Genomic DNA, 23,495 nt, shown 5'->3' with positions numbered 1-23,495 from the left:
GTCCGATGAGGGTGGCACTGGTGTCGACGGCGCTGGTGGCGGTCGTCCTCCTGGCGGCCTGTGCAGCGCCGGAGCAGGCGCCACCCCCCGGGCCCGCCGTGGCCGCGGTGACCCTGGAGGCGGTGACCGGATCGCCCCGCGAGGAGGTGCCCTCAGCACTGGACCGGATCGACGACCCGGCGCTGCCGGAGCCGCTGGTGGACCCGGCCCGGGTGATCTCCGGCGGGCCGCCGCCCGACGGCATCCCCCCGATCGACGCACCCACCTTCTCCCGCGCCGCCGACGTGGACTGGCTCACCGACGACGAACCGGTGCTGGCACCGGCGATCGGCGCCCCCGCCCGGGCCTACCCGGTACAGATCCTGATCTGGCACGAGATCGTCAACGACACCATCGACGGGCGCCCGGTGGCGATCACCTACTGCCCGCTGTGCAACTCCGCGCTGGGCTTCGACCGGCGCCTGGGTGAGCGGGTGCTGACCTTCGGCACCTCGGGCAGCCTCTACCAGTCCGACCTGGTGATGTACGACCGGCAGACCGAGTCGTTGTTCTCCCAGCTCGAGGGCCGCGCGATCGCCGGGGTGCTCGCGGGGGAGGAGCTCGACCGGGTCCCGGTGCAGACCATCACCTGGGCGCAGTTCCGCGACGCGAACCCGGACGGATTTGTGCTCAGCCGCGACACCGGCGTTGTCCGGGATTACGGCGCCAACCCCTACACCGGCTACGACGACCCGTCGTCGCAGCCGTTCCTGTTCGACGGCGAACCCGATCCCAGGCTGCCGCCCAAGGAGCGTGTCGCCGGGCTGGGCGGGGACACCGACCCGGTCGCCGTGCCACTGCCGGCCCTCGTCGAGGCTGGTGTCCTCGAGCTTCAGGTGGCCGGGCGGCCGGTCGTCGTGTGGTCGGTGGAGGGGCTGCGGTCCGCGCTGGACACCCGGGAGATCACGCGGGGCCGCACGATCGGGGCGACCGGGGCGTTCGACCCGGTGCTCGACGGGCGGCGCCTGAGCTTCACCCGGACCGCGAGCGGGGAGTTCACCGACGCGGAGACCGGTTCGACATGGAACGTGCTCGGCCAGGCCGTCGACGGCCCGCTGACCGCAGCGCGGCTCGACCCGGTCGAGCACGTGGACACGTTCTGGTTCGCCTGGGCGGCCTTCCACCCCGGCACCCGCATCACCGACATCCCCTGACCCTGGAGGCACCTGTGACCGGCCCCGACGTCGACGGCCTACGCGCGCTGTTCGTCAACTGCACCCTCACCCCGTCCCCGGGCCGCTCGCACACCGCGGGGCTGATGGCGATGAGCACGGCGATCATGGCCGCGAACGGGGTGCGCGTCGACGAGGTCCGCGCGGTCGACCACCACCTGGCCCCCGGGGTGCAGCCGGACATGACCGAGCACGGCGCCGAGCGCGACGACTGGCCGGCGTTCTACGAGCGGGTCCGCGTCGCGGACATCCTGGTGCTCGGCACACCGATCTGGCTGGGGGAGAAGTCCAGCGTGTGCACCCGGGTGGTCGAGCGGCTCTACGGCAACTCCGGCGAGCTCAACGACGCCGGGCAGTCGTCGTACTACGGCAAGGTCGGCGGGGTGATCGTGACCGGCAACGAGGACGGCATCAAGCACGTCGCGATGAACGTCCTGTACTCGCTGCAGCACCTGGGCTACGTGATCCCGCCGCAGGCCGACGCGGGTTGGATCGGCGAGGCCGGGCCGGGCCCGAGCTACCTCGACGAGGGCTCCGGTGGCCCGCAGAACGACTTCACCCGGCGAAACACCACGATCATGTCCTGGAACCTGATGCACCTGGCCGCGATGCTGCGTGCCGCCGGCGGCATCCCGTCGCACGGCAACGACCGGAACGCCTGGGCCGCGGGCGCCCGGTTCGACCACCCCAACCCCGAGTACCGGTGAGCCCGTCCGGCCCGCCGCGTCACCGCGCCGAGAACGGCGAGGACGCTGCGGCGTCGCGACCGTCGAGGGCCTGCGTGCAGCGCACCATGTCGATCGTGACGTCGAGGATGAAGCGCTGGAACAGGAACAGCAGCCCGGTGATCGCCGCGACCTCGGTGTCGGTGCAGACCGCGAGCGCCTGTTCGGGGGAGAGCCCCGCCGGGGCCGGGAACCGCCGGACGTGGTTGCGGGCGCGTTCCAGGAGGGCGAGGGCGGTGGTCTCGTAGGGGGCGCTGCGGACCACCGGGGCCAGGACGTCGTCCAGGGCCACCTCCAGGAAGTCCGGCCAGGCGGCGAGCACCCGGAAGTCGCTGACGGGCCGTGGTGCAGGTGCAGGTCGGTGACCCGGGTGAGTAGCCGCAGCACTCGCTCGTCCGCATCGCGGGGGTCCACCAGGTGCAGCGCCGCCATCGACTCCGGCGGGCCCGCCGGCAGCGTTGCAGATCCTGGCCCGTCGGGCGCGTTGCCCCCGCTGGACCGTCCCTGGATGCCCTCGCACCACGCGGTGATCAGCAGCAGGTACTTGACGTTGCCGTAGTTCAGCGCGTCCAGTGCGCGGCGGACCTCGCCGATCCCGGCTTCGCCGAACCCGAGCTCGGCCAGTCGCGGGCGCGGGTCGGGCGGGTCGGCGACCGGTAGCACGGCCAGGGCGCGCAGTTCGTCGGCGGCCCGCTCGACCCGGTCGGTGCTGAAAACGGGTGCGGCCGCTTGCCAGGCGGCCGGGACGAACCCGCCGAACACGGCGAGGCTGCGCGCGGCGAACATCACCCACGGCACCCGCAGGACCGACTGCATGTCGTCGTAGCACTGCCGCAGCGCGCCGCTCGACTCGGCGTACTCGACCTGCGGGAACTTGGGTCCGGCGCTCATCGCGGTCCGCTGGAGATCATGGCCCGATCATGCCAGCAGGGGGCCGTCGGAGGGGGAGCAGTGGTGTCCACTTCCGGTCGCTTCACGGTCTGCTCAGCGTGGACCGTCGACGCTGGTACTCGTCGTCGTCGATCTCGCCGGCGGCGTAGCGCCGCTGCAGGATGTCCGCGGCGTCGGTGCCGTCCCGGAGCATGGTCCGGTCGTGGCGCAGTCGGCGGACGAGCCAGATGCTGGCGAGCACCGCGGCGACCAGTATGGCCAGCACGGTGGCGATCAGGACGAGGGCCCAGATCCCCATGGCCGCCATCATCCCGCCGCCCATCATGTCCATGTCTGGCATGCGCGTTCTCCGTTCCTTGTTCTCGAGCCGTTGCGGATCCGGTCCTGCCGTGGCCGGATCAGCCCTTGAGTTCCTGGACCGCATCCTGGGTGGTGAGTACGGCGCCGGCCAGGAAGCCGAAGTTCGTGATGGCGGCGGCGTAGCCGTCGCCGAGCTGCGGGTGGTTGGCCGCGGCGGTGGCGTCGGACACCACCGTCACGTCGAAGCCCATTTCGAGCAGGTCGCGCAGGTGGCTCTCGACGCACAGGTTGGCCGACATCCCGGCGAGGACGACCTTGGAGACGCCGCGCTTGCGCAGCTGCAGGGCCAGGTCGTTGTTCTGCGGTCCGTAGACCTTGTGCGGGCTGGTGATGACGGTCGCGCCGTCGTCGAGGTAGGGCTTGTAGCGCTCGAGCCAGTCCGCGCCCGAGCCGGGAAGTCCCTCGCCGGTGAGCGGGCTGGTGCGGTCGAACATTCCGATCTCGTGCATCATCTTCTCGAGCGTGCCGCCGAACATCCACTCGTGGTCGGTGGGGTAGTAGAAGTGCGGGGAGACGAAGACCGGGTAGTCGCCGTTCTTGGCCGCGACCAGCAGTTGCTCGATGTGCTCCACGGTGCCGTTGTCCTCGACGCTGGCGCCGACGAGCTGCCAGGTGGCGCCGTCGGGGCTGAGGAAGTCGTTCTGCGGGTCGGTCAGGACGAGTGCGGTGTCGGTCGGGTTCACGTCGATCTCCTCGGTGGTCGGGGCCGCGGGGCGCGGCCTGCTCACCTGCAGGTGCCCGGCCTGGCATGCGACAACCGCCATGTGTCAGGGTGCTGACACGATCGGCGGCGTGGCCGCTCAGCTGCACCCGCGAGGCCCGATCTCGGTGTCGGTCGGTGTGTGCGCGATGATCCGGCAGACCACGGCGTTGCAGCCCTCGCGTTGGGCGGTGTCGGCGGCGCGGCGGGCGGCCGACAGCGCGCGACGCAGCCGGCGGAGGTCGGCGAGCTTGCGGTCGATTCCGGCGAGGTGCTCGTCGAGCAGGCTGGTCACGCGCGCACAGGTCTGTTCGCCGCCCCGTTGCAGGTCCAGCACGTCCTTGATCTCGTCCAGGGTCAGGTCGAGGGCTTTGGCCTGCCGGATGAAGTGCAGCACGTCGAGGTCGTCGGCGGTGAACAGTCGGTACCCCGATTCGGTGCGCTCCGCGGTGGGGAGCAGTCCCCTGTGTTCGTAGAGCCGCACGGCTTTGGGACTGAGCCCGACCAGTGCGGCGGCTCGGCCGACGGTCATCGGCTGCATGTTCACCTCCTGTCCGAGTTGGTGGCCTCGACTTGACCTTAACCTCGGGGCAAGGTTCTACGGTGGCGGTGTCTGCGCCGCACGGCCTGATGATCGCTCCGGGAGGTCGCAGATCGTGACGATGATGACAGTTCAGGTCGAGGTGACGGGGGACAGTCCCAAGGCCGGCGCACATCGCCACGGAACCGGGGAATCGACGACGTCCACGCCGGGGCGCACCGTGGAGAGGCAGGCATGATCGGGGACCGGACCGACGGTGCGCCGCGACGTGGTCGAGCATGACCCGGCGGCCGCGGAGCCCGGGCAACCCGACCGCGGCGTGATCCCCGAGGTCCGGTCGGTCGGCCGCGCGGTGCGGGTGCGGCTTGCTGTGCTAGGCGTGGTCGTCGCTGCGGCGGTTGTCGTCGCGGTCGTGGTGGGGTTGCCCGACGTGGAGTCGCTGCGAGCCGGCATCGCGGCGGCCGGGCCCGCGGCGCCGGTGCTGTTCGTGCTGCTCTACGCGGTCGCCACGCTGGCCCCGCTGCCCAAGAACGTGTTGTCCACCGTGGCCGGGGTGCTGTTCGGGTTGGTGCCGGGCGTGGCCCTGGTCCTGCTCGCGGCCCTGCTCGGCGCGGCGGGTGCGTTCGGGTTGGGTCGCCTGCTGGGGCGCGGTGCCGTCGAACGGTTCACCGGGGCGAGGGTGGCTCGGGTCGACGAGTTGTTGCGGCGGCGCGGGTTGCTCGCCGTGATCGGGGTGCGGCTGGTGCCGGTGGTGCCGTTCACCGCGGTCAACTATGCGGCCGGGCTGACCGCGGTCCGGATCCGCGACTACGCCCTGGGCACCGCGCTGGGCATCATCCCCGGCACCATCGCGTTCGTGGCGCTGGGGGCCTACGGCTCGTCGCCGGGTTCGTGGCCGTTCGTCGTCGCGGTCGTCGCCCTCGTCGGGCTCACCGCCGGCGGCGCGGTCGTCGCTCGCCGGTCGAGGCGCCGCAGTGCGGTCGGGCCCGGCCCGGGAGCGAGGTGAACGTGGCCGGACCGGCCGTAGGAGGTGGGCATCAGGCTGCGGATGAGGTCGGCGACCAGTAGCAGACTCTCGGCCATGGTCAGGGCAGAGGCGGCTACCTACCGCCGCTCGCCCGGTCGCGGTCAAGAGCAGTGAGATTCGTTCGGCCCGCGATCCGATGCCGCGCCCGGGTGGGCACGACGAGGTCGAGCGGCGGGACTGGGTAGTCCGACGCCAGCTCGATCACCGGCTCGGGCTGGGGCCGGTCGGGCACCAGGAACGCCACCAGCAGCACGACCCCGAGGACGATGCCGATGACGAACAACAGTGCGGTGAGGTCGCCGCCCTCGCTGTTGCGCCAGGTGCGGATCGCGAAGATCGTGAGGATCCAGAGCAGGCTGCCGGGGACCAGTACCTTCCAGCCCAGCCGCATGAACTGGTCGTAGCGCAGGCGGGGAAGCGTGCCGCGCAGCCAGATGAACAGGAACAGGAAGATCATCGTCTTGAGCAGGAAGGCGACGAACTGCAGCCAGCCGCTGGCGTTGAGGAACGAGAGCGGCCACGGCCACATCCCGCCACCCAGGAACAGCGTGGTGGCCATGGCCGAGACGGTGACCATGTTGACGTACTCGGCCAGGAAGAACAGCGCGAACTTCAGCGACGAGTACTCGGTGTGGAAGCCGCCGACCAGCTCGGACTCGGCCTCCGGAAGGTCGAACGGGGCGCGGTTGGTCTCACCCACCATCGCGATCACGAACACCACGAAGCTCGGGATCAGCAGCCAGCCGAACCAGCCGCCCGCCTGCGCCGCGACGATGTCGGCGGTGGAAAGCGAGCCCGCATAAAGGATCACCGCGACGATCGAGAGGCCCAGCGCGATCTCGTAAGAGATCACCTGAGCGGCGCTGCGCAGTGCGGAGAGCAGCGGGTACGGCGAGCCGGAGGCCCAGCCGCCGAGCACGATGCCGTAGACGCCGATCGAACTCGCCGCGAGCACGACGAGCACGCCGACCGGGAGGTCGACGAGCTGCAGCACCGTCGGCTCGCCGAAGATCGTGACCTCGCCGCCGAACGGGATGACGGAGAACGCGACGAACGCGGGGATCGTGGCGATGATCGGGGCGATGAAGTAGACCACCTTGTCGGCGTTCACCGGCATGATGTCTTCCTTGAACGCCAGCTTCAAGCCGTCGGCCAGGCTCTGCAGCCAGCCACCGGGGCCGGTGCGGTTGGGGCCGGGACGCTGCTGCATCCGGCCCACGACCTTGCGCTCGGCGTTGATCATGACAAGTGTGAGCACCACGCCGATGGCGAACAGCACCCCCACTTTGAGCAGGATCAGCCAGAGCGGGTCGTCGGCGAGCAGCTGTTGTGTGCGGGTCACCGCGGTGGTCCTCCGTCGTGTCATGGCGATGCGGCCGATGGGCGGAGCAGTGGTAGGGCTCCGGGCCGCCCGTCAGGGTCTGCCTGTGATCAGCCGGCGTCGTCGGTGTCGGCCAGGGACCGGCTGAAGGCGTGCAGCCGGCGCAGGGCGAGGTCGTCGACGTCTCGGGAGCCGGAGCGCAGCGCTTCCTTGATGGCCTGGTAGGTCCGGGCCTGCAGGCCGCAGCGGCGGCACGTCTCGAGGTGCTCGGCGACCCGGGCGGCGGTGAGGTCGTCGGCCTCGCCGTCGAGGTAGCGCTGCAGTACCCGGGAGGTGCGCAGGCAGCGGGCCATCTCGGACAACGACATCATGGTCACGGTCGGCTCCGGTGGGGGACGAGCCCGGCGGCCACCAGGCGGGTGCGGATGCGGGCGCGGGCGCGGTGCAGCCGGCTCATCACGGTGCCCCGCGGGATTCCGAGGGCGAGTGCGGCCTCGGCGTAGGTGAGGCCGTCGACGTCGACGAGCTGGACCACCGTGCGGTGCATGGTGGGCAGCGCGGCGAGGGCGTCAGCGACGACGGCCTCGAACTGGGCGTCGACCACGATGTCCTCGGCGCTGCGGGTGTCACCGCCGCGGTCGAGGCGCCCGGCGGGGTCCTCGTCGTCGTGCAGGAGTGCCGGGATGCGGGTGCGGGCCCTGTTGCGGTGGGTGTTGCGCAGGATGGTCAGCAGCCAGGCGCGGGGGTGGGCGCCGTCGAAGCGGTCGATGGCGCGGTAGGCGCGCACGAGGGTGTCCTGGACGAGGTCCTCGGCGTCGGCGGGCTGGCCCGCCATGGTCAGGGCCACCCGGTAGAGGACCGGGACTTCCGGCTCGACGTAGCGGGCGAACGCGGCCGCGGACGAGCGACGGCCCGGGTCGGGCGTCGTGGCCGCGTGGTCGTTCACGGGTTCGGAACCCCGCACGGCCCGCCGCGATTCCCCTCCCGGGAATCCGATACCGGATCAGCGGGTTCCCGACGCATGAGCGCAGAGCACCGACATCCCGGGGGGATGACCTGGTCACATCCCGCGCAGGCGCTCGGGCTGGTCCTGCGGGGCCGCACCGTCCGCACGGCCGCGCCGGTGGCGGCGGTCGTCGGGACGATCCTGTCGGCGGTGAACCAGGGCGAGGTGCTGCTCGGCGGTGCGGCCGGGACCGGGACGTGGGTGCGGGTCGCGGTCAACTTCCTCGTGCCGTTCTGCGTGGCGAGCATCGGGTTCCTCTCCGCCTGCCGGGTCCGGCCCGATGACGGTCCCCCACGATGACGATGCCGGGTGGAATCGGTCGTCACCCGGCCCGGGTTCCCTGGCCGGTTGCATTCGATCGACCGGCGGCGAGCCGGACCGGAGGAACAGATGGACACGACGTCGGTACCCAGGGTCGAAATGCTGTGGAGGCCCGGGTGCCCGTTCTGCTCGAGGTTGCGCCGGGGCCTGGACCGGGCAGGCGTCGCGACCGTCGAGCACGACATCTGGGCGGAACCGTCCGCCGCGGCCCGCGTCCGCGAGGCCACCGGCGGGGACGAGACCGTGCCGACGGTCGTGATCGGCGGGCAGGCACTGGTGAACCCGTCGGTCGCGCAGGTGCTCGCCGCGGTGCGGGCGGAGTTCCCCGACGACCCCGCGCCGACCGCGCCGCCCGCCGCCCCGTCGGGCCGGACCGGGGCCGGGTGGACCGCGGTGGTCCTGCTGGCCTGGGTGCTCCTCGCCCTGTGGCGGCCCACGACCACCTGGCACCTCGCACCGGCCCTGCTCGCGGCGGCGTGGCCCTGGGCGGCGGGGCAGGACGTGCGCACCGGTGACCGCCGCGGCGCCGTCCGAATCGGGTGGGCGGGGGTGGCGGGCCTCGCGGTGGCCGGGATCGCGGCGCTCGGGCTGGCACGCGCGAATCTGCTGCGCGGCCCGACGTTCGGGGGGTTCCCGGACGTGGTGACTGAGGCGGTGGTGCTCGGCGGTGGGGCGGCGGTGGCGGCCGTGCTGATCGGGCTGTACCGGGCGTTGCGGACCACGGTGACGCGGTCGGCCTGGGTCGGCGACGAGCGGATCGCGGTGTCCGACGACGTGGTGATGGTGGAGGGCAACGCCTACTTCCCGGCCTCGGCGGTCCGGCCGGGGGTGCTGACCCCGAGCTCGACGACGTCGGTGTGTCCGTGGAAGGGGCGGGCGCGGTACTTCACGGTGACCGTCGACGGTGTCGAGCTGCCCGACGGGGCGTGGACCTACCCGCGACCGTTGCCGCTGGCCCGGCGGGTGAAGGGCCGGATCGCGTTCTGGGGTGGGGTGGCGGTCCGGCAGGAGTGACCCCGCGCCGGCTCGGGTCGGAGCCGGCGCGGGGTCCCGCGGGTCAGGACACCCCGCGCTCGGCCTCCAGCAGCCGCAGCCACACCTCGCTCAGGGTGGGGAAAGCGGGTACGGCGTGCCAGAGCGTGTCCAGCGGCACCTGCCCGACGATGGCGATGGTGGCCGCGTGCAGCAGCTCACCGACGCCTGGGCCGACGAACGTCGCGCCGACGACCACCCGGCGGGTGGTGTCGATGACCAGCTGCGCGGTGCCGTGCACGCCCTTGCCCGCCAGCGCGCCGGCCGCGGTGGAGCCGAGGTCGTAGCGCACGGTGCGGATGTCGAGGCCCGCGTCGCGGGCCTGCTGCTCGGTGCGGCCGACGGCGGCGACCTGCGGGTCGGTGAAGGTCACCCGGGGCACCGCGACGTGGTCTGCCCAGGCGGCCCGGTCGTGCCCGGCGATGATGTCGCCGACCAGGCGGGCCTGGTACTTGCCCTGGTGGGTGAGCAGCGCGCGCCCGTTGACGTCGCCCGCGGCGTAGAGCCAGCCGCCCTCGACGCCCCGCACCCGCAGCTGATCGTCGACGTCGAGATAGCCGCCGGCGGTCAGGCCGACGGTCTCCAGGCCGATGTCGTCGGTGTTGGCGCGGCGGCCGGCGGCGACGAGCAGCTCGTCGGCGGTGAGCTCGGTGCCGTTGTCGAGGACCAGGGTGACCGGGCCGTCCGGGGACGGTCGCACGGCCCGCTCCGCGCGGACCCCGGTGCGCAGCGTGATGCCCTGTGCGGTGAGCGCGTCCGCCAGCTCGGCGCCGGCGAACGGCTCCTCCTGGGACAGCAGCCGGTCGGCCTGCTCGACGACGGTGACCTCCTCGGCGCCCAGCCAGCGGTAGGCCTGGGCCATCTCGGAGCCGACCACGCCACCGCCGAGCACGAGCAGCCGGCGCGGGACCTGCTTGGCCGCGGTCACGTCGCGGTTGTCCCACACGGCGATGTCGCGCAGCCCGTCGACCGGGGGGATCGCGGCCGCCGTGCCGGTCGCCACGACCACGGCCATGCGGGCGGTGAGCGCGGTCGTGGTGCCGTCCGCGGCGGTGACCTCGACGGCCCGCTCGCCGGTGAGTCGGCCGCGTCCGCGGACGACGTCGACGTCGATGTTCGCGAGCCAGTCGGCCTGCGGGCCGTCGTCCCAGCCGCTGCTGAACGCGTCCCGGGTGGACAGGGCCTGCTCCACGTCGACGCCGCCGGTGACCGCCGTCGCGGCGGCGGGCACCCGGCGGGCGGCGGCGAGCGCCTCGCCGGGGCGCAGCAGCGCCTTGCTGGGCATGCACGCCCAGTAGGAGCACTCGCCACCGATCAGCTCGCTCTCCACCACCGCCGCGGTCAGCCCGTTGTGCCGGGCGTACCAGGCCGCGTTCTCCCCGGTCGACCCGCCGCCGATCACGATGACGTCGTACTCCTGCCGGTCCATCTGCTCTCCCATCGCTACACGTTCCCGCCGCTCGTTCCGCGGTTTGCCTATGGAGAACCCACACCACCCCGTGACAAGGCACCTTCTGTCACTGCGCTGACACCTTTCGCGTTCAGCCGACATCTCGCCGTCGAGCAGACGTGCGGCGAACTCCTCTCGAGTCGGTTCCTCGTCGTGGTAGCCGATGAGACTGGGTGAACCGGCCGCTTATCGATGATCGATTAAGCCCGGTCAGCGCGGTGTTCCGCCTGCCGACCGGTCTCGTGCCCACCCTTCTGGGCCAGCTCGACATCCTCGCTACCGCACTGGCGATCTACCTCGCCGTGGTGGTGATCGTGTTGTTGGCCGGGGACTGTCCGACGAACGGTGTAACTGGTCCGACACGCCGAGCGCAGCTCGGGGGAAGGACCAGCAATGACCGAGACGATCGAGGGTGTGCCGGATCGGATTGATCAGCAACAGCTCGCCCAGCAGTTGGTGGAGGCGGCCCGGGCCGAGGGGGTGGAGCTCGTCGGCCCGGGCGGTCTGCTCACCGGGTTGACCAAGACCGTGCTCGAGACCGCCCTGGAGGCGGAGATGACCGAGCACCTGGGCTATGACCGCCACGACCGGGCCGGGCAGGAGAACCCCAACTCCCGTAACGGGACTCGCGTCAAGACGGTGCTGACCGAGATCGGGCCGGTGCAGATCGAGGTGCCCCGTGACCGCGACGCCAGCTTCGACCCGGTCATCGTGCGCAAGCGCCAACGCCGTCTGGACGGGATCGACGAGATCGTGTTGTCGCTGACCGCGCGCGGTCTGACCACCGGTGAGGTGGCGGCGCATTTCGACGAGGTCTACGGCGCGAAGGTCTCCAAGGACACGATCTCCCGGATCACCGACAAGGTCCTCGAGGAGATGGGCGAATGGGCCCAGCGCCCGCTCGATGCGGTCTATCCGGTGCTGTTCATCGACGCCATCCACATCAAGGTCCGCGACGGCCAAGTCACCAACCGGCCCTTCTACGTCGTCATCGGCGTCACCGTGGACGGGCACCGCGACATCCTCGGGATCTGGGCCGGCGACGGCGGCGAGGGCGCCAAGTACTGGCTCCACGTCCTGACCGAGATCAAGAACCGCGGCGTCGCCGACGCCTGCATCGTGGTCTGCGACGGGTTGAAGGGCCTGCCGGAGTCGATCACCACCGTCTGGCCACAGGCGCTGGTCCAGGCCTGTGTGCTGCACCTGATCCGCAACACCTTCCGCTACGCCAGCCGCCGCTACTGGGAACAGATGGCCCGGGACCTGCGCCCGGTCTACACCGCGCCCACCGAGGCGGCCGCGAAGGCGCGGTTCGACGAGTTCACCGCGACCTGGGGCGGGCAGTACCCGGCGATCATCGCGTTGTGGCGCAACGCCTGGTCGGAGTTCGTGCCGTTCCTCGACTACGACGTCGAGATCCGGAAGGTCATCTGCAGTACGAACGCGATCGAGTCGATCAACGCCCGCTACCGGCGCGCGGTCAAGGCCCGCGGGCACTTCCCGACCGAGCAGGCCGCGCTGAAGTGCCTCTACCTGGTCACCCGATCGCTGGACCCGACCGGGAAAGGCCGGGCCCGGTGGGCGATGCGCTGGAAGCCGGCGCTCAACGCCTTCGCGATCACCTTCGCCGGACGTATCGTCCCCAGCAACGGAAACTAGCCATCATGACCGGTTACACCGTTCATCTGACACTCCCGTTGGCCGCGGTGCTCTCGAAGGAGCCCGGTCGCCGTCGCGCTGCGCTCAGCGTCCAGCGGCTGTTGCTGCCGCGGCGCCGAGGCTCGGATCGTGACGATCCGCCCCGCGCGCCGTAGGGATCGAGGAGGTGAGGTCGGTGAGGGTGCCGGCGGTGGTGAGGTCGTAGCCGCCGAGGGCGGTGATCGCGGCCTGGACGTCAGGGTCGGTGATGGCGGTGAGCAGCGGGCGGGCGGCGCCCAGCGCAGCACCGGGCAGGGCGATGTCGTAGAACTCCCAGGCCAGCGGGATGAAGTCGAGCCCGAGGTCGGCGGCGGTGGCGCGGAGCCCCAGCGCGGTGTCGGCGATGCCGGACGCGACGGCCAGCGCGATCTCCAGGTGCGAGTCCAGCTGCGGGCCCTGCAGGGTGTGCGGGCCGGTGCCGGTGGCGAGGAGGAGCTGGTCAAGCAGCACGCGGGTTCCCGCGCCGGGTTCGCGGCGGGCGACGAGGCGCCCGGCCAGGTCGGCCGGGCTGGTGAGGTGGTGCGGGTTGCCGGCGGGAACGATCAGGCCCTGTTCGCGGCGCCACAGGTGCAGCAGGTGCGGGTGTCGCCCGCGGAGCAGGGCGCGGGCGTAGGGGGCGTTGTAGGCGCCGGTGTAGTGGCGCAGGTGGATCGCGGCGCCGTCGGCGTCACCGCGGGCCAGGGCGCGCAGGCCCTGGAAGCTGCCGCGGGTCCCGACCGGCACCACCGCCGGGCCGACGCGGTCGAGGAGCAGTTGGAGAGCGGGATCGTCGCTGCCGGCGAGGCGGAACACCCGGTCGGCGTCCAGTAGCCGAGCGGCCGCGATCGCGCCGTCGGCGGGCACACGAGCGCGGCGCCGATCGCCGAGGGTGATGATCGCGTGATCGGCGAGGTAGCCGTAGGCACGGGCGACGGTCGAGGTCGTGGTGGCGTGCTCGCGGGCGTGCTCGCGCACCGCCGGAAGGTCGACGCCGGCCGCGAGCTCACCGGTCCTGATCCGGTGCGCGATCTGCTCGGCGATCTCGACGTAGCGGGCCACGAGCGGAGAGCATATGGGCACCGGCGTTGCATCCGGCCGCGTCGACGCTGTGTCGAACAGTGTGTGCACAGTTCGGTACTGATGATCATCATACGCGGAACCGTGACCGCACACAAGACTGTGTTTGCGGCTTCAGCTGATGTTTCCTGCCGTGTATGCAAGAAGAGGTAGGGACGAGGACGTCCGACCGGCGACCGTGGATGACACCGGGCGTCGGAGGGATCGGCACGGCCAGCTTCCTGGCCGACGTCGGGCACGAGGTGCCGACCTCGTTGATGGCGAGCTTCGTGACCGCGACGCTCGGCGCCCCGGCCGCGGCGCTCGGGCTGATCGAGGGGATCTCCGAGGGTTTGGCCGGGGCCGGGCGTTTCGTCGGCGGCGCGTTGGCCGATGATCCGAAGCGGCGCCGGGCGGTGGCGGTGGGTGGCTACACTGCGACCGCGGTGCTGTCCGGGTTGATCGGCACCACGACATCGGTGGTCCAGGCCGGGGTGCTGCGCGGCGCGGCATGGGCCGCCCGCGGACTCCGGGTGCCCGCACGCAACGCGCTGCTTGCCGACCTGGTCCCCGCGCACGCCTACGGCCGCGCGTACGGGTTCGAACGCGCGATGGACAACCTCGGGGCGATCGGCGGGCCGCTGCTCGCGCTCGGGCTGGTGTCGCTGTTCAGCGTGCGGACCGCGATCCTGCTCTCGATCATCCCCGGGCTGCTCGCCGCGGTCGCGATCGTCTACGCCATCCGCCAGGCCAAGCTCCCGAAGGTCGCCGAGCGCCGCAAGCTGCGGTTCCAGGTCCGCCCGGTGCTGCGCGGGCAGCTGGGGCGGGTGATGGTCGGGTTCATCGCGTTCGAGGTCGGCAACGTCGCGGCGACGTTGCTGATCCTGCGTGCCACCGACCTGCTCACCCCGGGCCGCGGCATCGACTCCGCCACGCAGATCGCGATCGCGCTCTACGTCGTCTACAACATCGCCGCCACGATCGCGTCGTTCCCCGCCGGCGGGTTCTCCGACCGGCTCGGCAAGCGGGGCCCGCTGCTGGTGACCGCAGCCGGGGTCGCGACGTTCCTGGGCGCCTACGTGCTGTTCGCGGTGTCCGGGCCGGTGATCGTGCTGCTCGGGGTGGCGTTCGCGTTGGCCGGGATCGGGATCGGGTGTGCGGAGACCGCCGAGCACGCCGCGGTGGCCGCATTCGCGCCGGAGGAGATCCGCGGGTCAGCGTTCGGGCTGCTCGCCACGGTGCAGGCGATCGGGAACGTCGCGGCCAGTTTGGTCGCCGGGCTGCTCTACACCTTCGCCTCGCCGGCGGCGGCGTTCGGCTACCTCGCGGTGTGGATGGTGATCGCGCTCGCGGTGCTCGCCTGGGCGGCCGCGGCGGCACGTCGTTCGGAGCCGGCGGTATGAGCCGCCGGTTAACGGGATGCGGGTGGCGAACCGATCCAGCATCACCGCCGCGGGCCCTGCGCCGGGGCTGCTGGCCGACTGTGCGGCTGTTCCCGGCTCACGCGCCGCAGCCGGCACCGCGAGATCGTTCATGGAAAGCACGCTACGGCCACCCACCGACAGATCGACCTCACACCGGCTGCGGCGGCGCTACTCCCTCGGAGGGGGCTCCTCTCGTGGTGGCGGTACCGCCGGTGGCCCGGGCCGAGCCACCGGTACGTCCTCGGCCGGCTGCTCAACAGCCGGAGGCGACCCGTCCATCACCGCGTGGAGCATCTTCACCAGGTCGTCGGCCTCGGGCGCAGCGGCCGTGATGCGCTCGGCAACGACGCGACGCAGCTGGGCCTGGCTCCGCTCTCGCACCAGGACACCTAGCGCCAAGAGAATCCCGGGGAGCCGCATCAGCACCGGCGTCAACAGCAGCACCGCACCGATGAGAGGCCAGGGGAGCCCGTCGAACGAGACCAGCTGGAATTGGGCAGCATTCATTGCCGCCGCCTCCTTTGGATGGACGCGGCGGCCTCGTGAACCGCCATCGGGTGTGTGGTTGTCATCTAGCCCGTAGTGGGGGCTAGGACTCGCTGGGCCAGGGGCCAGTCGCGTGTCGGGCCGTCGTCTGAACGCGATCGGCCCGGCCGCAGGCATGAGAAAGCCCCGGTCGCGGTATCGCGCCGGGGCTCCTCGGGACGGATCTCAGGTGGGGAAAGGTAACGGGGTAACCGCCGCGGCTACGAGCCGCCCGGCCCCGAACATGCAGATGCCCCGACCACCGGCCGGGGCAACGAGCGGACGGTTTATCGCCCACCGGATTCTAGACGCGCACGCGTTCGCGCTCTGTCAAGGCGACACGCCGCAAAAACAAGAACCCCGCAGCCGATGGCTGGGGGTCCCGTATTTTTCGCGCACGAAGCTTGCGGCAATGAGCGTGACAGGTCGGAGATCCGAGCGCAAGTCCTATGCGCCGGGTCGGGCCAGGGTCTCGTCGTCAGTGGCGTCTGTGGGTCGGCGGCGGGTGAACAGGACCGCGACGGCGGTGGCGAGGGCGAGGGCGGTGGCGGTGAGTGCGACGGCGGCCAGGTGGGTGCTGATCCAGGTGGCGACTTGTGCGGAGAGCGCGCTGACGCCGCCGTCGGAGGGTCGGTCGGCGCCCAGCAGCGGGGGCAGCCAGTGATAGAGGAGGTAGCCACCGGACAGTGCGAGCAGTGCCCCGGCGATGCGCCCGGCGTAGGGGGCGACCCTGCGCATGGTGCGGGCCAGCGCGGTGCTGGCGGCGGCGGCGAGCAGGGCGAGGGCGATCAGGAGCAGCGCGGACCCGGTGGCGTAGGCGGCAAAGACGGCGAGCACCCCGATCCAGGTGGTCGCGGCGGCCTGGGTGACCACGGCGAGCAGCACAGCGAGGGTGCAGGAGGCCGACGCGATCGCGTAGCCGGCGCCGAACCCGATGAGCCCGCGGGTGCTGGTCACCTGGCGGGTGTCGGGTTGGCGGGCGCCGATCCGGAGGGTGGGGTGCCAGCCGGCGAGCATCGCGATCCCGACCAGGGCGAGCACGCCACCGAGCGCGGCGGCCAGCCACGGAACCAGGGTGATGACCGAGCGGACCCCGACGGTGAGCAGCAGCCCGATGATGGTGAAGGTGGCGGTGAACCCGGCGGTCAGGGCCACGCCGGCGCGTAGCCCACCGGTCAGCCGCTCGACCAGGCCGGTTCCCCGGGTGTTGGCGGTGGTGGTGGCGGTGAGGACGGCGGGGAGCAGCCCGAACCCGCAGGGGTTGACCGGGGTGAGCAGTCCGGCGCCGAAGGCCAGCACGAGCAGTCCGGTCACCGGGTGCCGGCCTCGGTGAGTGCGGTCTGGATCTGCGCGATGTCGGGCTTGTAGCCGCGGAAGACCTCGGTGCCGTCGGCGTCGAGGACGACGGCGACGCCGATCTGGCTGATCTGGTAGCCGCTGAGCAGCCGGCCGTCGGTGTCGATGGCGTAGGCCAGGTCGGTGGCCTGGTTGGTGTCGAGGAAGCCGCGGATGTCCTCGACGGTCTCGTTCGGGTCGAGGTCCACGGCGGCGAAGTTCGCGGCCGGGGTGGTCTGCTGGAGCTGGGCCAGCGCCTGGGCCTCGGGCCCGCAGGTGCCGCAGTTGACGGTGAAGAAGTACACGACGCTGGGTTTCCCGCCGGGCACGTCGACCTGCTGCCCGGACAGCGTGGTCGCGGTGAACTCCACCCCGGTACTCGAACCCGTGGGCGGGGTCGGGGCGGGGGAGAGCGCGGTGTAGGCCACGGCGAGCACGGCGATCACCGCCAGGCCGATCCCGGCCAGCAGCGGCCAGCGCCGCCGCGAGGGCCGGGGGGACGGTGAGCGGCCGGTCGTGGTCTGGGACATCTCAAGGCTCCTGCTTGTCGAATGTGATGAACGGAGGGGGGCGGAGGAGGTTCAGCGACCGGACGGGCATGTGCGGCGCACCGTGGCGGCGAGCCGGTTCCGGCGGGTCTGGTGGCGGGCCAGCAGCGCGGCGGCGGCGAGCAGGACGACACCGGTGGCCAGGAACGGCCACCCGTGAGTACCGGCCCCGCCGGCAGCGCCCGCGGCACCGGTCCCGACGGCGGCTACGCCACCCGCGGCGAGTGCCGGGCCCGCGCAGCACAAGCCGATCAGCGACAGCCCCGTTCCGACCAGGGCGCCCAGTGCGCCGAGCCCGCCCAGCACCGCCACGACCAGACCATCGAGCACGCGGCGCGCGAGCCCGCGGGCCCGGCCCGGCCCGGCTCCGGTCGTCGACGCAGCGCGTCGTCCCGCACCGGCGGCGCGACCGGCGCGGCGGCCGGGGACAGGGCGGTGGGGCTCACCGTTTCCGGCCGGTGTGCAGGGGCGATTCGTCGGCTGTGGGCGCAGTGGGAGGGGTGGGCGGGCCGCAGAGCTCACCGCGGGCCGCACCGGCAGCGGTGGCGCGGTGGCGCAGTCGCCAGCCGACCACGCCGAGGGCGAGCAGCACGGCGGCGCCGATCAGATAGGGGTTGAGCAGCCACGCCCCGAGCCCGCCGAGGACACCGGCGGCGAGCAGGCCGGCCCGGCGCAACACAACACCGCCAGTCCGGCGATCGCGGCAATACCGACCGAGTCGCGCATCGAGTGGTCAGTGGGGTCATCAGACATGGCGGGAGGTCCTTCCTTCTCAGGTGCGGGGTGCGATGCGCTCGCAGGCGGCCAGCGCGGCGCAGTTGTCCGCGGCCAGCGACCGGGCCAGCACGACCAGGTCGGCCACCCGCGGGTCGACCACCCGGTAGTGGGTGAACCGGCCTTCGCGGCGGGCGGCGACGTAGCCGCAGTCGGCCAGACACGCCAGATGCACCGACACCCGCCCCTGGGACAGCCCGACGTGCGCGATGCACTCGCTGACGGTGTGCTCGCCGGCGAGCAGGAACTCCAGCAGACGCAACCGGGTCGGGTCCCCCAGCGCGCGGAAGAACTTCGCCACCACCCCCACCTGCTCACCCGCCTCACCGAGCAGCGGCGCCGCCCCCGCCGCAGCGGGAGGGGCCCCTGCCGCAGGGGCAGGGGGTGCGGGCGGGGCGGTGGAGCCCGAGTTGCCGGTCATCGTGTCCCAGCTCCCTTCCACGAACGACGCATCCGCCTGGACGAATGCCCGGACGCTAGCATACATTCGGATAAGCGGATTGAACGGTTCGGTGACGGGTACCCACTCGATCAGCGACCCAGCCGATCAGGCGCGCGGGCCGGGCCCGTTCGCTCGGCACTACCGCATGAGCTTGAGGAGGTTCTTCGTGAATGACACCGTGTTCGACCTGGCCGTGATCGGTTCCGGTGGGGCCGCGATGGCCGCGGCGATCACCGCCCGGCAGGCCGGCAAGTCCGTGGTGCTCATCGAGCAGGCCACCCTGGGCGGCACGTGTGTGAACGTCGGGTGCGTGCCGTCGAAGACGCTGCTGGCCGCGGCCGGGGCCCAGCACGGCGCGCTGGGCAACCCGTTCCCCGGCGCCCCGACCTCGGCCGGCGAGGTGGACTTCGCGGCGCTGGTCGGGCAGAAGGACGAGCTGGTCGGTCGGCTGCGCCAGTCCAAGTACGCCGCCGTCGCCGACGCCTACGGGTTCGAGGTCCGCCCCGGGCGGGCCCGGTTCACCGACGAGGACACGCTGACCGTCGACGGGCGGCCGCTGCCGGCCCGGGCCTACCTGGTCGCGACCGGCGCCGAGCCCGCGCACCCCGACCTGCCCGGCCTGGACGAGATCGACTGGTTGACCTCGACCACCGCGATGGAGCAGACCGAGTTGCCCGAGTCGCTGGTGGTGATCGGCGGCGGCTACGTGGGGATGGAACAGGCGCAGCTGTTCGCCCACCTCGGCACCCGGGTCACCCTGGTCGGGCGACTCGCCCCGGCCGCCGAGCCGGAGGTCGCCGACACGCTGCGCGCCGTGTTCGCCGACGACGGGATCACCGTGATCGAGGACCGCGCCGTCGCGGTCGAGACCGTGAACGGCCAGGTCGACGTGCTCACCCGCAGCGGGCAGCGGGCCAGCGGCGCCCGGTTGCTGGTGGCGACCGGGCGCACCCCACGCACCGCCGCGCTGGACCTGGACGCGGCCGGGGTGAAGACCGACGACCGCGGCTTCGTCGTGGTCGACGCCCAGCAGGCCACCTCCAACCCGCGGATCTACGCCGCCGGTGACGTGTCCGGGGCCCCGCAGTACGTCTACGTCGCCGCCGCCACCGGGCGGGTGGCCGCGCTCAACGCCACCGGCGCCGCCGGCGCCCGCCCGGCCACGGTCGACTACACCGGGATGCCCGGGGTGGTGTTCACCCGCCCGCAGCTCGGCACGGCCGGGCTCACCGAGGCACAGGCGCTGGCCGCCGGGTATCACTGCGAGTGCCGGGTGCTGGACCTCGCGGACGTGCCCCGCGCGCTGGCCAACCGTGACACCCGCGGTGTGGTGAAGCTGGTCGCCGACGGCGACACCGGCAGGTTGCTCGGGGTGCACGCCGCGGCCGACGCGGCCGGGGAGATCATGCTCGCCGCCACCTACGCGATCAAAGCGGGGATGACCGTCGACGAGATCGCCGACACCTGGGCGCCGTACCTGACGATGGCCGAGAGCCTGCGCATCGCGGCCGGGTTGTTCCGCAACGAGATGCCCACCTCCTGCTGCGCCTGAACCCGCAGCCCACCCCCCTTACTCGATCTCCAAGAAGGGATGTTGCTGTCATGAGCATCGACGCCGACCACCTCGCCGCCAGGCTCGGCGAGACCATCAGCTCCACCCCCGGCGCCGGCGCAGACGGGATGGGCTGGCTGTGGTCGGCGCTGCTGCGCGAGCTCGCCCGCGGCCGCCCGGTCACCGTCGAGGACCTCACCCGGGTGACCGGCCGCGGCGTCGCCGAGGTGCGTGCCGGGCTGGGTGGGCTGTCGGACACCGAGTACGACGAGACCGGCGCGGTGCTCGGGCACGGGATCACGCTGCGCGAGACCCCGCACCGGTTCACCGTGGACGGCCAGGTGCTCTACACGTGGTGCGCGCTGGACACCCTGATCTTCCCCACCGTCCTGGACCGTCCCGCACACGTCGTGTCGCCCACCCCGGGCACCGGCGAGCTGGTGCGCCTGAGCGTGGACCCCGCCGCCGGGGTCACCGAGCTGGATCCCGACACCGCGGTCGTGTCGGTCCTCATCCCCGACCCGGGTGTCGGGGTGCGGTCGGCGTTCTGCAACCAGGTGCACTTCTTCGCCACCCCCGCCGCCGCCCGCGACTGGCTCACCGAGCATCCCGGTGGAGTCGTGCTGGGAGTCGGTGAGGCGTTCGAGTTGAGCCGACGTCTGGCCCAGGACCTGGTCGGTGACCAGCCCCGCTGCTGCTAGCCCAGCACCGCCGATCACCCGAGCAACGAGGAGAACATCATGTCGATCGCTACACCCACGAGGATCCGCGGGGCCGCGGAGGACCTCGGCGTGGCCGCGCTGGCCGGCTACCTGGGCACCAAGGCGATGGAACCGGTGTCGCAGAAGCTCTACGAGCTCGAATCCGACACCGACCGGGCCCAGGAGGACGCCGCCCGCCCGGGACCACCCGACCGGATCGCCGCCGAGAAGCTGACCCGCCTGGCCGGGCTCGACTTGAGCGGCGCACAGCTGGACCGTGCGTCGTTGGTGGCCCACTACGGGCTGGCGCGATCTCCTGGGCGCCGCTCTACGGGCTGCTGCGCCGCACCACCGCGCTGCGCCCGATCACCGCGGGGTTGGCGACCGGGGCGGCGATGAGCGTGCTCGCCGACGAGCTGATGACCCCGGCGTTCGGGTTCTCCGCCCCCAACCTGGACTACCCGCTGATCACGCACCTGCGCGGGATCGCCGCGCACCTGGTGTTCGGGCTGGCCGTCGCCGCGGTCACCGAGACCGCCTGGAGCCCGCGCGGCCGCCGCCCCTGATTCTCTATCTGACCCGCTCGCCCCGCCCACAGATAAAGGAGTGCCCCGATGCCGATCCCGACCGATCTGGACAGCCGTACCGTGCACAGCCCTGACGTCGAACAGCGCACCGAGCAGCGCCGCCGCTACCGCGCCGTCTACGACCTCGCTGTAGGCACGGGTGCGCTGACCCCGCTTCCCGACGTGGGCCCGGCACCGGTGGAAGGCGGCCGGCGGTGAGCGAGCAGTTCGACGCCATCGTCATCGGCATGGGTCCCGGCGGGGAGGTCGCCGCTTCCCGTCTGCTGGCCGCCGGCCGGAGGGTCGCGGTCATCGAGCAGGAACTGATCGGCGGCGAATGCGGCTACTGGGCGTGTATCCCGTCCAAGACGCTGCTGCGCCCACCCGAGGCGAGCGCCGAGGTCGAGCGGGCCGCCGGCGTCGAGGGCGCCCGCCTGGACTGGCCCGCCACCCGCGCCTGGCGCGACGACATGATCCGCCAGCTCGACGACAGCAACCAGGTCACCGGCTACGAGAAGTCCGGCGCCACCGTCGTCAAGGGCGCCGGCCGCATCACCGGGCCCGGCACCGTCGAGGTCAACGGCCACACGCTGCGCGCTCCCCACCTCATCATCGCCACCGGCTCCGACGCCGTCCTGCCCCCGGTCGAGGGACTGGACACCGTCCCGGTGTGGACCAACCGGGAGGCCACCACCCTGACCGAGATCCCCGACCGGGTCGCCATGCTCGGCGGCAGCGCCGTCGGCGCCGAGCTCGGCGGGTTCCTGCACCGCTTCGGCGCCCACGTCACCATCGTCGAGCGATCGGCCACGCTGCTGGCCCGCGAGGAACCCCGCGTCGGGGAACTGCTCGGCGAGCGGATGCGCGCCGAGGGGGTCGACGTGCGCACCGGAGCCACCGCCACCGCCGCCCACCGCGACGGCGCCGACACCGTGCTCACCCTCGACGACGGGACCGGGCTGCGCTGCGACGTCGTGGTCGTCGGTGCAGGCCGTCGCCCGCGCACCAGCGGCCTGGGCCTGGACACGATCGGCGTCACTCCCGGGGAGAACGGCGAGATCGGCGTCGACGAGCACTGCCGGGCCGCCGAGGGGGTGTGGGCGATCGGGGACGTCACCGCGGTCATGCCATTCACCCACGTCGCGAAGTACCAGGGTCGGATCGCCGCCGACGCCATCCTCGGCCGCCCGCATCCCGCCACCTACGGGGGCATCCCGCGGGTGGTGTTCACCGACCCCGAGGTCGCCGCCGTCGGCCTCACACAAGCCCAGGCCGCCCAGCAGGGCCGGCGCACCACCACCACGGAACTCGACCTCACCGGCGCGCTCGCCCGCCCGTGGACCTACGAGCAGAACCCCTGGGGTCATCTCGGGCTGCTCGCCGACCCCGACCAGGGCGTCCTGCTCGGCGCCTGGGCGGTGGCCCCGATGGCCGGGGAATGGATCCACCACGCGGCCCTGGCCATCCGCACCGCGATCCCGATCGAGGTGCTGCTCGACCAAGTCGCCCAGTTCCCCACCTACAGCGAGGGTTTCCATGCCGCGCTGGAGCAACTCGACCTCACCGACACCGATCACGGAGGCCCACGATGACAGCGGTTCTCTACCCGGCGTTGCGCCGGCTGCTCGACGACGGGGCGCAGCTGGTCGAGGTGCTGCCCGTCGGCGAGTACACCGAGATGCACTTGCCGGGCGCGGTCAACATCCCGCTCAAGACCCTCGACGCAGCCACCACCGCCGGGCTCGACCGGTCGCGGCCGGTGGTCCTGTACTGCTGGGACGCCCTTTGAGATATGAGCCACGAGCCGCGTGCCGGCTCGCCACGCTCGGGTTCACCCAGGTCTATGACTACGTGCCGGGCAAGGTCGACTGGCTCGCCCGCAACCAGCCGGTCGAAGGAACCGACGCCGACACCCCGACGATCGGCCGGCACCTGCGCCACGAGGTGACCACCGCCCGGCCGGACGAGCTCATCGCTCAGGTCCGGGCCCGGGTCGCCCGCTCCGCGCACCGCTTCTCGTTGGTCACCACCGCCGACGGGATCCTGCTCGGGCGGCTGCGCGCCGCTGTCCTCGACGACACCGATCCCACCCGGGCGGCGGGCGAGGTGATGGAGGCCGGGCCGTCCACGCTGCGCCCGCACGAGCCCACCGCCGCGATCAAGGACCGGCTGGTCGGCAAGGGGTTGACCTACGCGATCGTCGCCGACCCGGACGGGCGCCTGCTCGGCACGGTCCATCCCGGCGACCTGTAACAGCACGAGAACGGATCCCACGAACCCGCACAATCGATGAGGAGGTCATGACCGTGA

General features: G+C 72.3%; 29 protein-coding genes and 1 pseudogene. 15 read left to right on the top strand and 15 right to left on the bottom strand.

Going from position 1 to position 23,495, the window contains the following annotated elements:
- Positions 1-5: 5 nt before the first annotated feature.
- Together I4I81_RS12485 and I4I81_RS12480 are read left to right on the top strand one after the other, a co-directional pair.
- Positions 6-1,193: a DUF3179 domain-containing protein gene (locus tag I4I81_RS12485; RefSeq protein ID WP_225924565.1), complete on the top strand. Its 1,188-nt coding sequence runs from the start codon at positions 6-8 to the stop codon at positions 1,191-1,193.
- A 14-nt stretch (positions 1,194-1,207) separates the two neighbouring features.
- Complete coding sequence (locus I4I81_RS12480; protein ID WP_226363905.1) at positions 1,208-1,918, top strand: flavodoxin family protein; 711 nt, start codon at positions 1,208-1,210, stop codon at positions 1,916-1,918.
- A gap of 19 nt (positions 1,919-1,937) precedes the next feature.
- Here I4I81_RS12480 and I4I81_RS12475 read toward each other — a convergent pair whose 3' ends face one another.
- The 5 genes and pseudogenes from I4I81_RS12475 to I4I81_RS12455 form a co-directional block, all read right to left on the bottom strand.
- Entirely contained in the window at positions 1,938-2,258 is a 321-nt protein-coding gene (locus tag I4I81_RS12475) for a hypothetical protein (protein WP_218601538.1), read from the bottom strand.
- Positions 2,259-2,314: 56 nt separating this feature from the next.
- Positions 2,315-2,722: pseudogene (locus I4I81_RS31565) on the bottom strand (halocarboxylic acid dehydrogenase DehI family protein); the annotation flags it as partial.
- 187 nt (positions 2,723-2,909) lie between these two features.
- Positions 2,910-3,167, bottom strand: a complete 258-nt coding sequence (locus I4I81_RS12465; protein WP_218601539.1) for an SHOCT domain-containing protein — start codon at positions 3,165-3,167, stop codon at positions 2,910-2,912.
- Positions 3,168-3,225: 58 nt separating this feature from the next.
- Complete coding sequence (locus I4I81_RS12460) at positions 3,226-3,951, bottom strand: cysteine hydrolase family protein (protein WP_218601540.1); 726 nt, start codon at positions 3,949-3,951, stop codon at positions 3,226-3,228.
- Between the two features lie 36 nt (positions 3,952-3,987).
- Positions 3,988-4,419, bottom strand: a complete 432-nt coding sequence (locus tag I4I81_RS12455) for a MerR family DNA-binding protein (protein ID WP_218601541.1) — start codon at positions 4,417-4,419, stop codon at positions 3,988-3,990.
- 277 nt (positions 4,420-4,696) lie between these two features.
- On the opposite strand from I4I81_RS12455, the gene I4I81_RS12450 reads away from it, so the two are divergent.
- The gene (locus tag I4I81_RS12450) at positions 4,697-5,434 is read left to right on the top strand and encodes a TVP38/TMEM64 family protein (RefSeq protein ID WP_218601542.1); all 738 of its coding nucleotides are present in this window, start codon (positions 4,697-4,699) and stop codon (positions 5,432-5,434) included.
- A gap of 94 nt (positions 5,435-5,528) precedes the next feature.
- On the opposite strand, the gene nuoH is transcribed toward I4I81_RS12450, so the two are convergent.
- The 3 genes from nuoH to I4I81_RS12435 form a co-directional block, all read right to left on the bottom strand.
- Positions 5,529-6,797, bottom strand: coding sequence for an NADH-quinone oxidoreductase subunit NuoH (gene nuoH, locus I4I81_RS12445; RefSeq protein ID WP_218601543.1), 1,269 nt, complete (start codon positions 6,795-6,797; stop codon positions 5,529-5,531).
- 89 nt (positions 6,798-6,886) lie between these two features.
- On the bottom strand, positions 6,887-7,147 hold the full coding sequence (locus tag I4I81_RS12440; protein ID WP_098959857.1) for a zf-HC2 domain-containing protein: 261 nt from the start codon (positions 7,145-7,147) through the stop codon (positions 6,887-6,889).
- A 2-nt stretch (positions 7,148-7,149) separates the two neighbouring features.
- On the bottom strand, positions 7,150-7,722 hold the full coding sequence (locus I4I81_RS12435; protein ID WP_218601544.1) for an RNA polymerase sigma factor: 573 nt from the start codon (positions 7,720-7,722) through the stop codon (positions 7,150-7,152).
- A 105-nt stretch (positions 7,723-7,827) separates the two neighbouring features.
- On the opposite strand from I4I81_RS12435, the gene nrtS reads away from it, so the two are divergent.
- Together nrtS and I4I81_RS12425 are read left to right on the top strand one after the other, a co-directional pair.
- Positions 7,828-8,082, top strand: coding sequence for a nitrate/nitrite transporter NrtS (nrtS, locus tag I4I81_RS12430; protein WP_218601545.1), 255 nt, complete (start codon positions 7,828-7,830; stop codon positions 8,080-8,082).
- Positions 8,083-8,202: 120 nt separating this feature from the next.
- The gene (locus I4I81_RS12425) at positions 8,203-9,117 is read left to right on the top strand and encodes a DUF427 domain-containing protein (protein ID WP_267461543.1); all 915 of its coding nucleotides are present in this window, start codon (positions 8,203-8,205) and stop codon (positions 9,115-9,117) included.
- A gap of 43 nt (positions 9,118-9,160) precedes the next feature.
- On the opposite strand, the gene I4I81_RS12420 is transcribed toward I4I81_RS12425, so the two are convergent.
- Positions 9,161-10,576 (bottom strand): dihydrolipoyl dehydrogenase family protein, encoded by a 1,416-nt coding sequence (locus I4I81_RS12420; protein ID WP_225924562.1) that lies wholly within the window; start codon positions 10,574-10,576, stop codon positions 9,161-9,163.
- 402 nt (positions 10,577-10,978) lie between these two features.
- Between I4I81_RS12420 and I4I81_RS12415 the strand changes: the two genes are divergently transcribed.
- On the top strand, positions 10,979-12,244 hold the full coding sequence (locus tag I4I81_RS12415; RefSeq protein ID WP_218606459.1) for an IS256 family transposase: 1,266 nt from the start codon (positions 10,979-10,981) through the stop codon (positions 12,242-12,244).
- A gap of 84 nt (positions 12,245-12,328) precedes the next feature.
- On the opposite strand, the gene I4I81_RS12410 is transcribed toward I4I81_RS12415, so the two are convergent.
- Entirely contained in the window at positions 12,329-13,321 is a 993-nt protein-coding gene (locus I4I81_RS12410; protein WP_218605690.1) for a substrate-binding domain-containing protein, read from the bottom strand.
- A 200-nt stretch (positions 13,322-13,521) separates the two neighbouring features.
- Here I4I81_RS12410 and I4I81_RS12405 point away from each other — a divergent pair, with 200 nt between their 5' ends.
- Positions 13,522-14,721: an MFS transporter gene (locus I4I81_RS12405; RefSeq protein ID WP_225924561.1), complete on the top strand. Its 1,200-nt coding sequence runs from the start codon at positions 13,522-13,524 to the stop codon at positions 14,719-14,721.
- 993 nt (positions 14,722-15,714) lie between these two features.
- On the opposite strand, the gene I4I81_RS12400 is transcribed toward I4I81_RS12405, so the two are convergent.
- The 5 genes from I4I81_RS12400 to I4I81_RS12380 all read right to left on the bottom strand — a co-directional run bounded on the left by I4I81_RS12400 (position 15,715) and on the right by I4I81_RS12380 (position 18,345).
- Positions 15,715-16,581, bottom strand: a complete 867-nt coding sequence (locus tag I4I81_RS12400; RefSeq protein ID WP_218605688.1) for a cytochrome c biogenesis CcdA family protein — start codon at positions 16,579-16,581, stop codon at positions 15,715-15,717.
- Positions 16,578-17,132: a TlpA family protein disulfide reductase gene (locus I4I81_RS12395; protein WP_218616047.1), complete on the bottom strand. Its 555-nt coding sequence runs from the start codon at positions 17,130-17,132 to the stop codon at positions 16,578-16,580. Before I4I81_RS12395 ends, I4I81_RS12400 begins: the two co-directional genes overlap by 4 nt.
- Before the next feature lie 51 nt (positions 17,133-17,183).
- The gene (locus I4I81_RS12390; RefSeq protein ID WP_218616046.1) at positions 17,184-17,480 is read right to left on the bottom strand and encodes a hypothetical protein; all 297 of its coding nucleotides are present in this window, start codon (positions 17,478-17,480) and stop codon (positions 17,184-17,186) included.
- A 112-nt stretch (positions 17,481-17,592) separates the two neighbouring features.
- The gene (gene merT / locus I4I81_RS12385; protein ID WP_218616045.1) at positions 17,593-17,826 is read right to left on the bottom strand and encodes a mercuric ion transporter MerT; all 234 of its coding nucleotides are present in this window, start codon (positions 17,824-17,826) and stop codon (positions 17,593-17,595) included.
- A 96-nt stretch (positions 17,827-17,922) separates the two neighbouring features.
- On the bottom strand, positions 17,923-18,345 hold the full coding sequence (locus I4I81_RS12380) for an ArsR/SmtB family transcription factor (protein ID WP_218616044.1): 423 nt from the start codon (positions 18,343-18,345) through the stop codon (positions 17,923-17,925).
- A gap of 187 nt (positions 18,346-18,532) precedes the next feature.
- Between I4I81_RS12380 and merA the strand changes: the two genes are divergently transcribed.
- The 8 genes from merA to I4I81_RS12340 are packed head-to-tail and all read left to right on the top strand — an operon-like array spanning position 18,533 to position 23,438.
- Positions 18,533-19,918: a mercury(II) reductase gene (gene merA / locus I4I81_RS12375; protein ID WP_226363904.1), complete on the top strand. Its 1,386-nt coding sequence runs from the start codon at positions 18,533-18,535 to the stop codon at positions 19,916-19,918.
- Positions 19,919-19,968: 50 nt separating this feature from the next.
- Positions 19,969-20,619 carry an organomercurial lyase MerB gene (merB, locus tag I4I81_RS12370; protein WP_218603068.1) on the top strand — a complete coding sequence of 217 codons (651 nt, stop codon included), beginning with the start codon at positions 19,969-19,971 and terminating at the stop codon, positions 20,617-20,619.
- A 39-nt stretch (positions 20,620-20,658) separates the two neighbouring features.
- A complete protein-coding gene (locus tag I4I81_RS12365) occupies positions 20,659-21,018 on the top strand; it encodes a hypothetical protein (protein ID WP_225924560.1) in 360 nt (119 codons plus the stop codon).
- On the top strand, positions 21,015-21,185 hold the full coding sequence (locus I4I81_RS12360) for a hypothetical protein (protein ID WP_225924559.1): 171 nt from the start codon (positions 21,015-21,017) through the stop codon (positions 21,183-21,185). The genes I4I81_RS12365 and I4I81_RS12360 overlap by 4 nt, the downstream gene beginning before the upstream one ends.
- 48 nt (positions 21,186-21,233) lie before the next feature.
- Complete coding sequence (locus I4I81_RS12355) at positions 21,234-21,404, top strand: hypothetical protein (protein ID WP_218603069.1); 171 nt, start codon at positions 21,234-21,236, stop codon at positions 21,402-21,404.
- Positions 21,401-22,777, top strand: coding sequence for a dihydrolipoyl dehydrogenase family protein (locus tag I4I81_RS12350; protein ID WP_226363903.1), 1,377 nt, complete (start codon positions 21,401-21,403; stop codon positions 22,775-22,777). The genes I4I81_RS12355 and I4I81_RS12350 overlap by 4 nt, the downstream gene beginning before the upstream one ends.
- A complete protein-coding gene (locus tag I4I81_RS12345; protein ID WP_218603070.1) occupies positions 22,774-22,974 on the top strand; it encodes a rhodanese-like domain-containing protein in 201 nt (66 codons plus the stop codon). Before I4I81_RS12350 ends, I4I81_RS12345 begins: the two co-directional genes overlap by 4 nt.
- Positions 22,971-23,438 (top strand): CBS domain-containing protein, encoded by a 468-nt coding sequence (locus I4I81_RS12340; RefSeq protein WP_218603071.1) that lies wholly within the window; start codon positions 22,971-22,973, stop codon positions 23,436-23,438. Before I4I81_RS12345 ends, I4I81_RS12340 begins: the two co-directional genes overlap by 4 nt.
- The last annotated feature ends 57 nt before the right edge of the window (positions 23,439-23,495 follow it).

It is taken from the genome of Pseudonocardia abyssalis, from assembly GCF_019263705.2.
Lineage (GTDB): Bacteria > Actinomycetota > Actinomycetes > Mycobacteriales > Pseudonocardiaceae > Pseudonocardia > Pseudonocardia abyssalis.
This window is presented reverse-complemented; position numbering and strand designations above follow the sequence as displayed.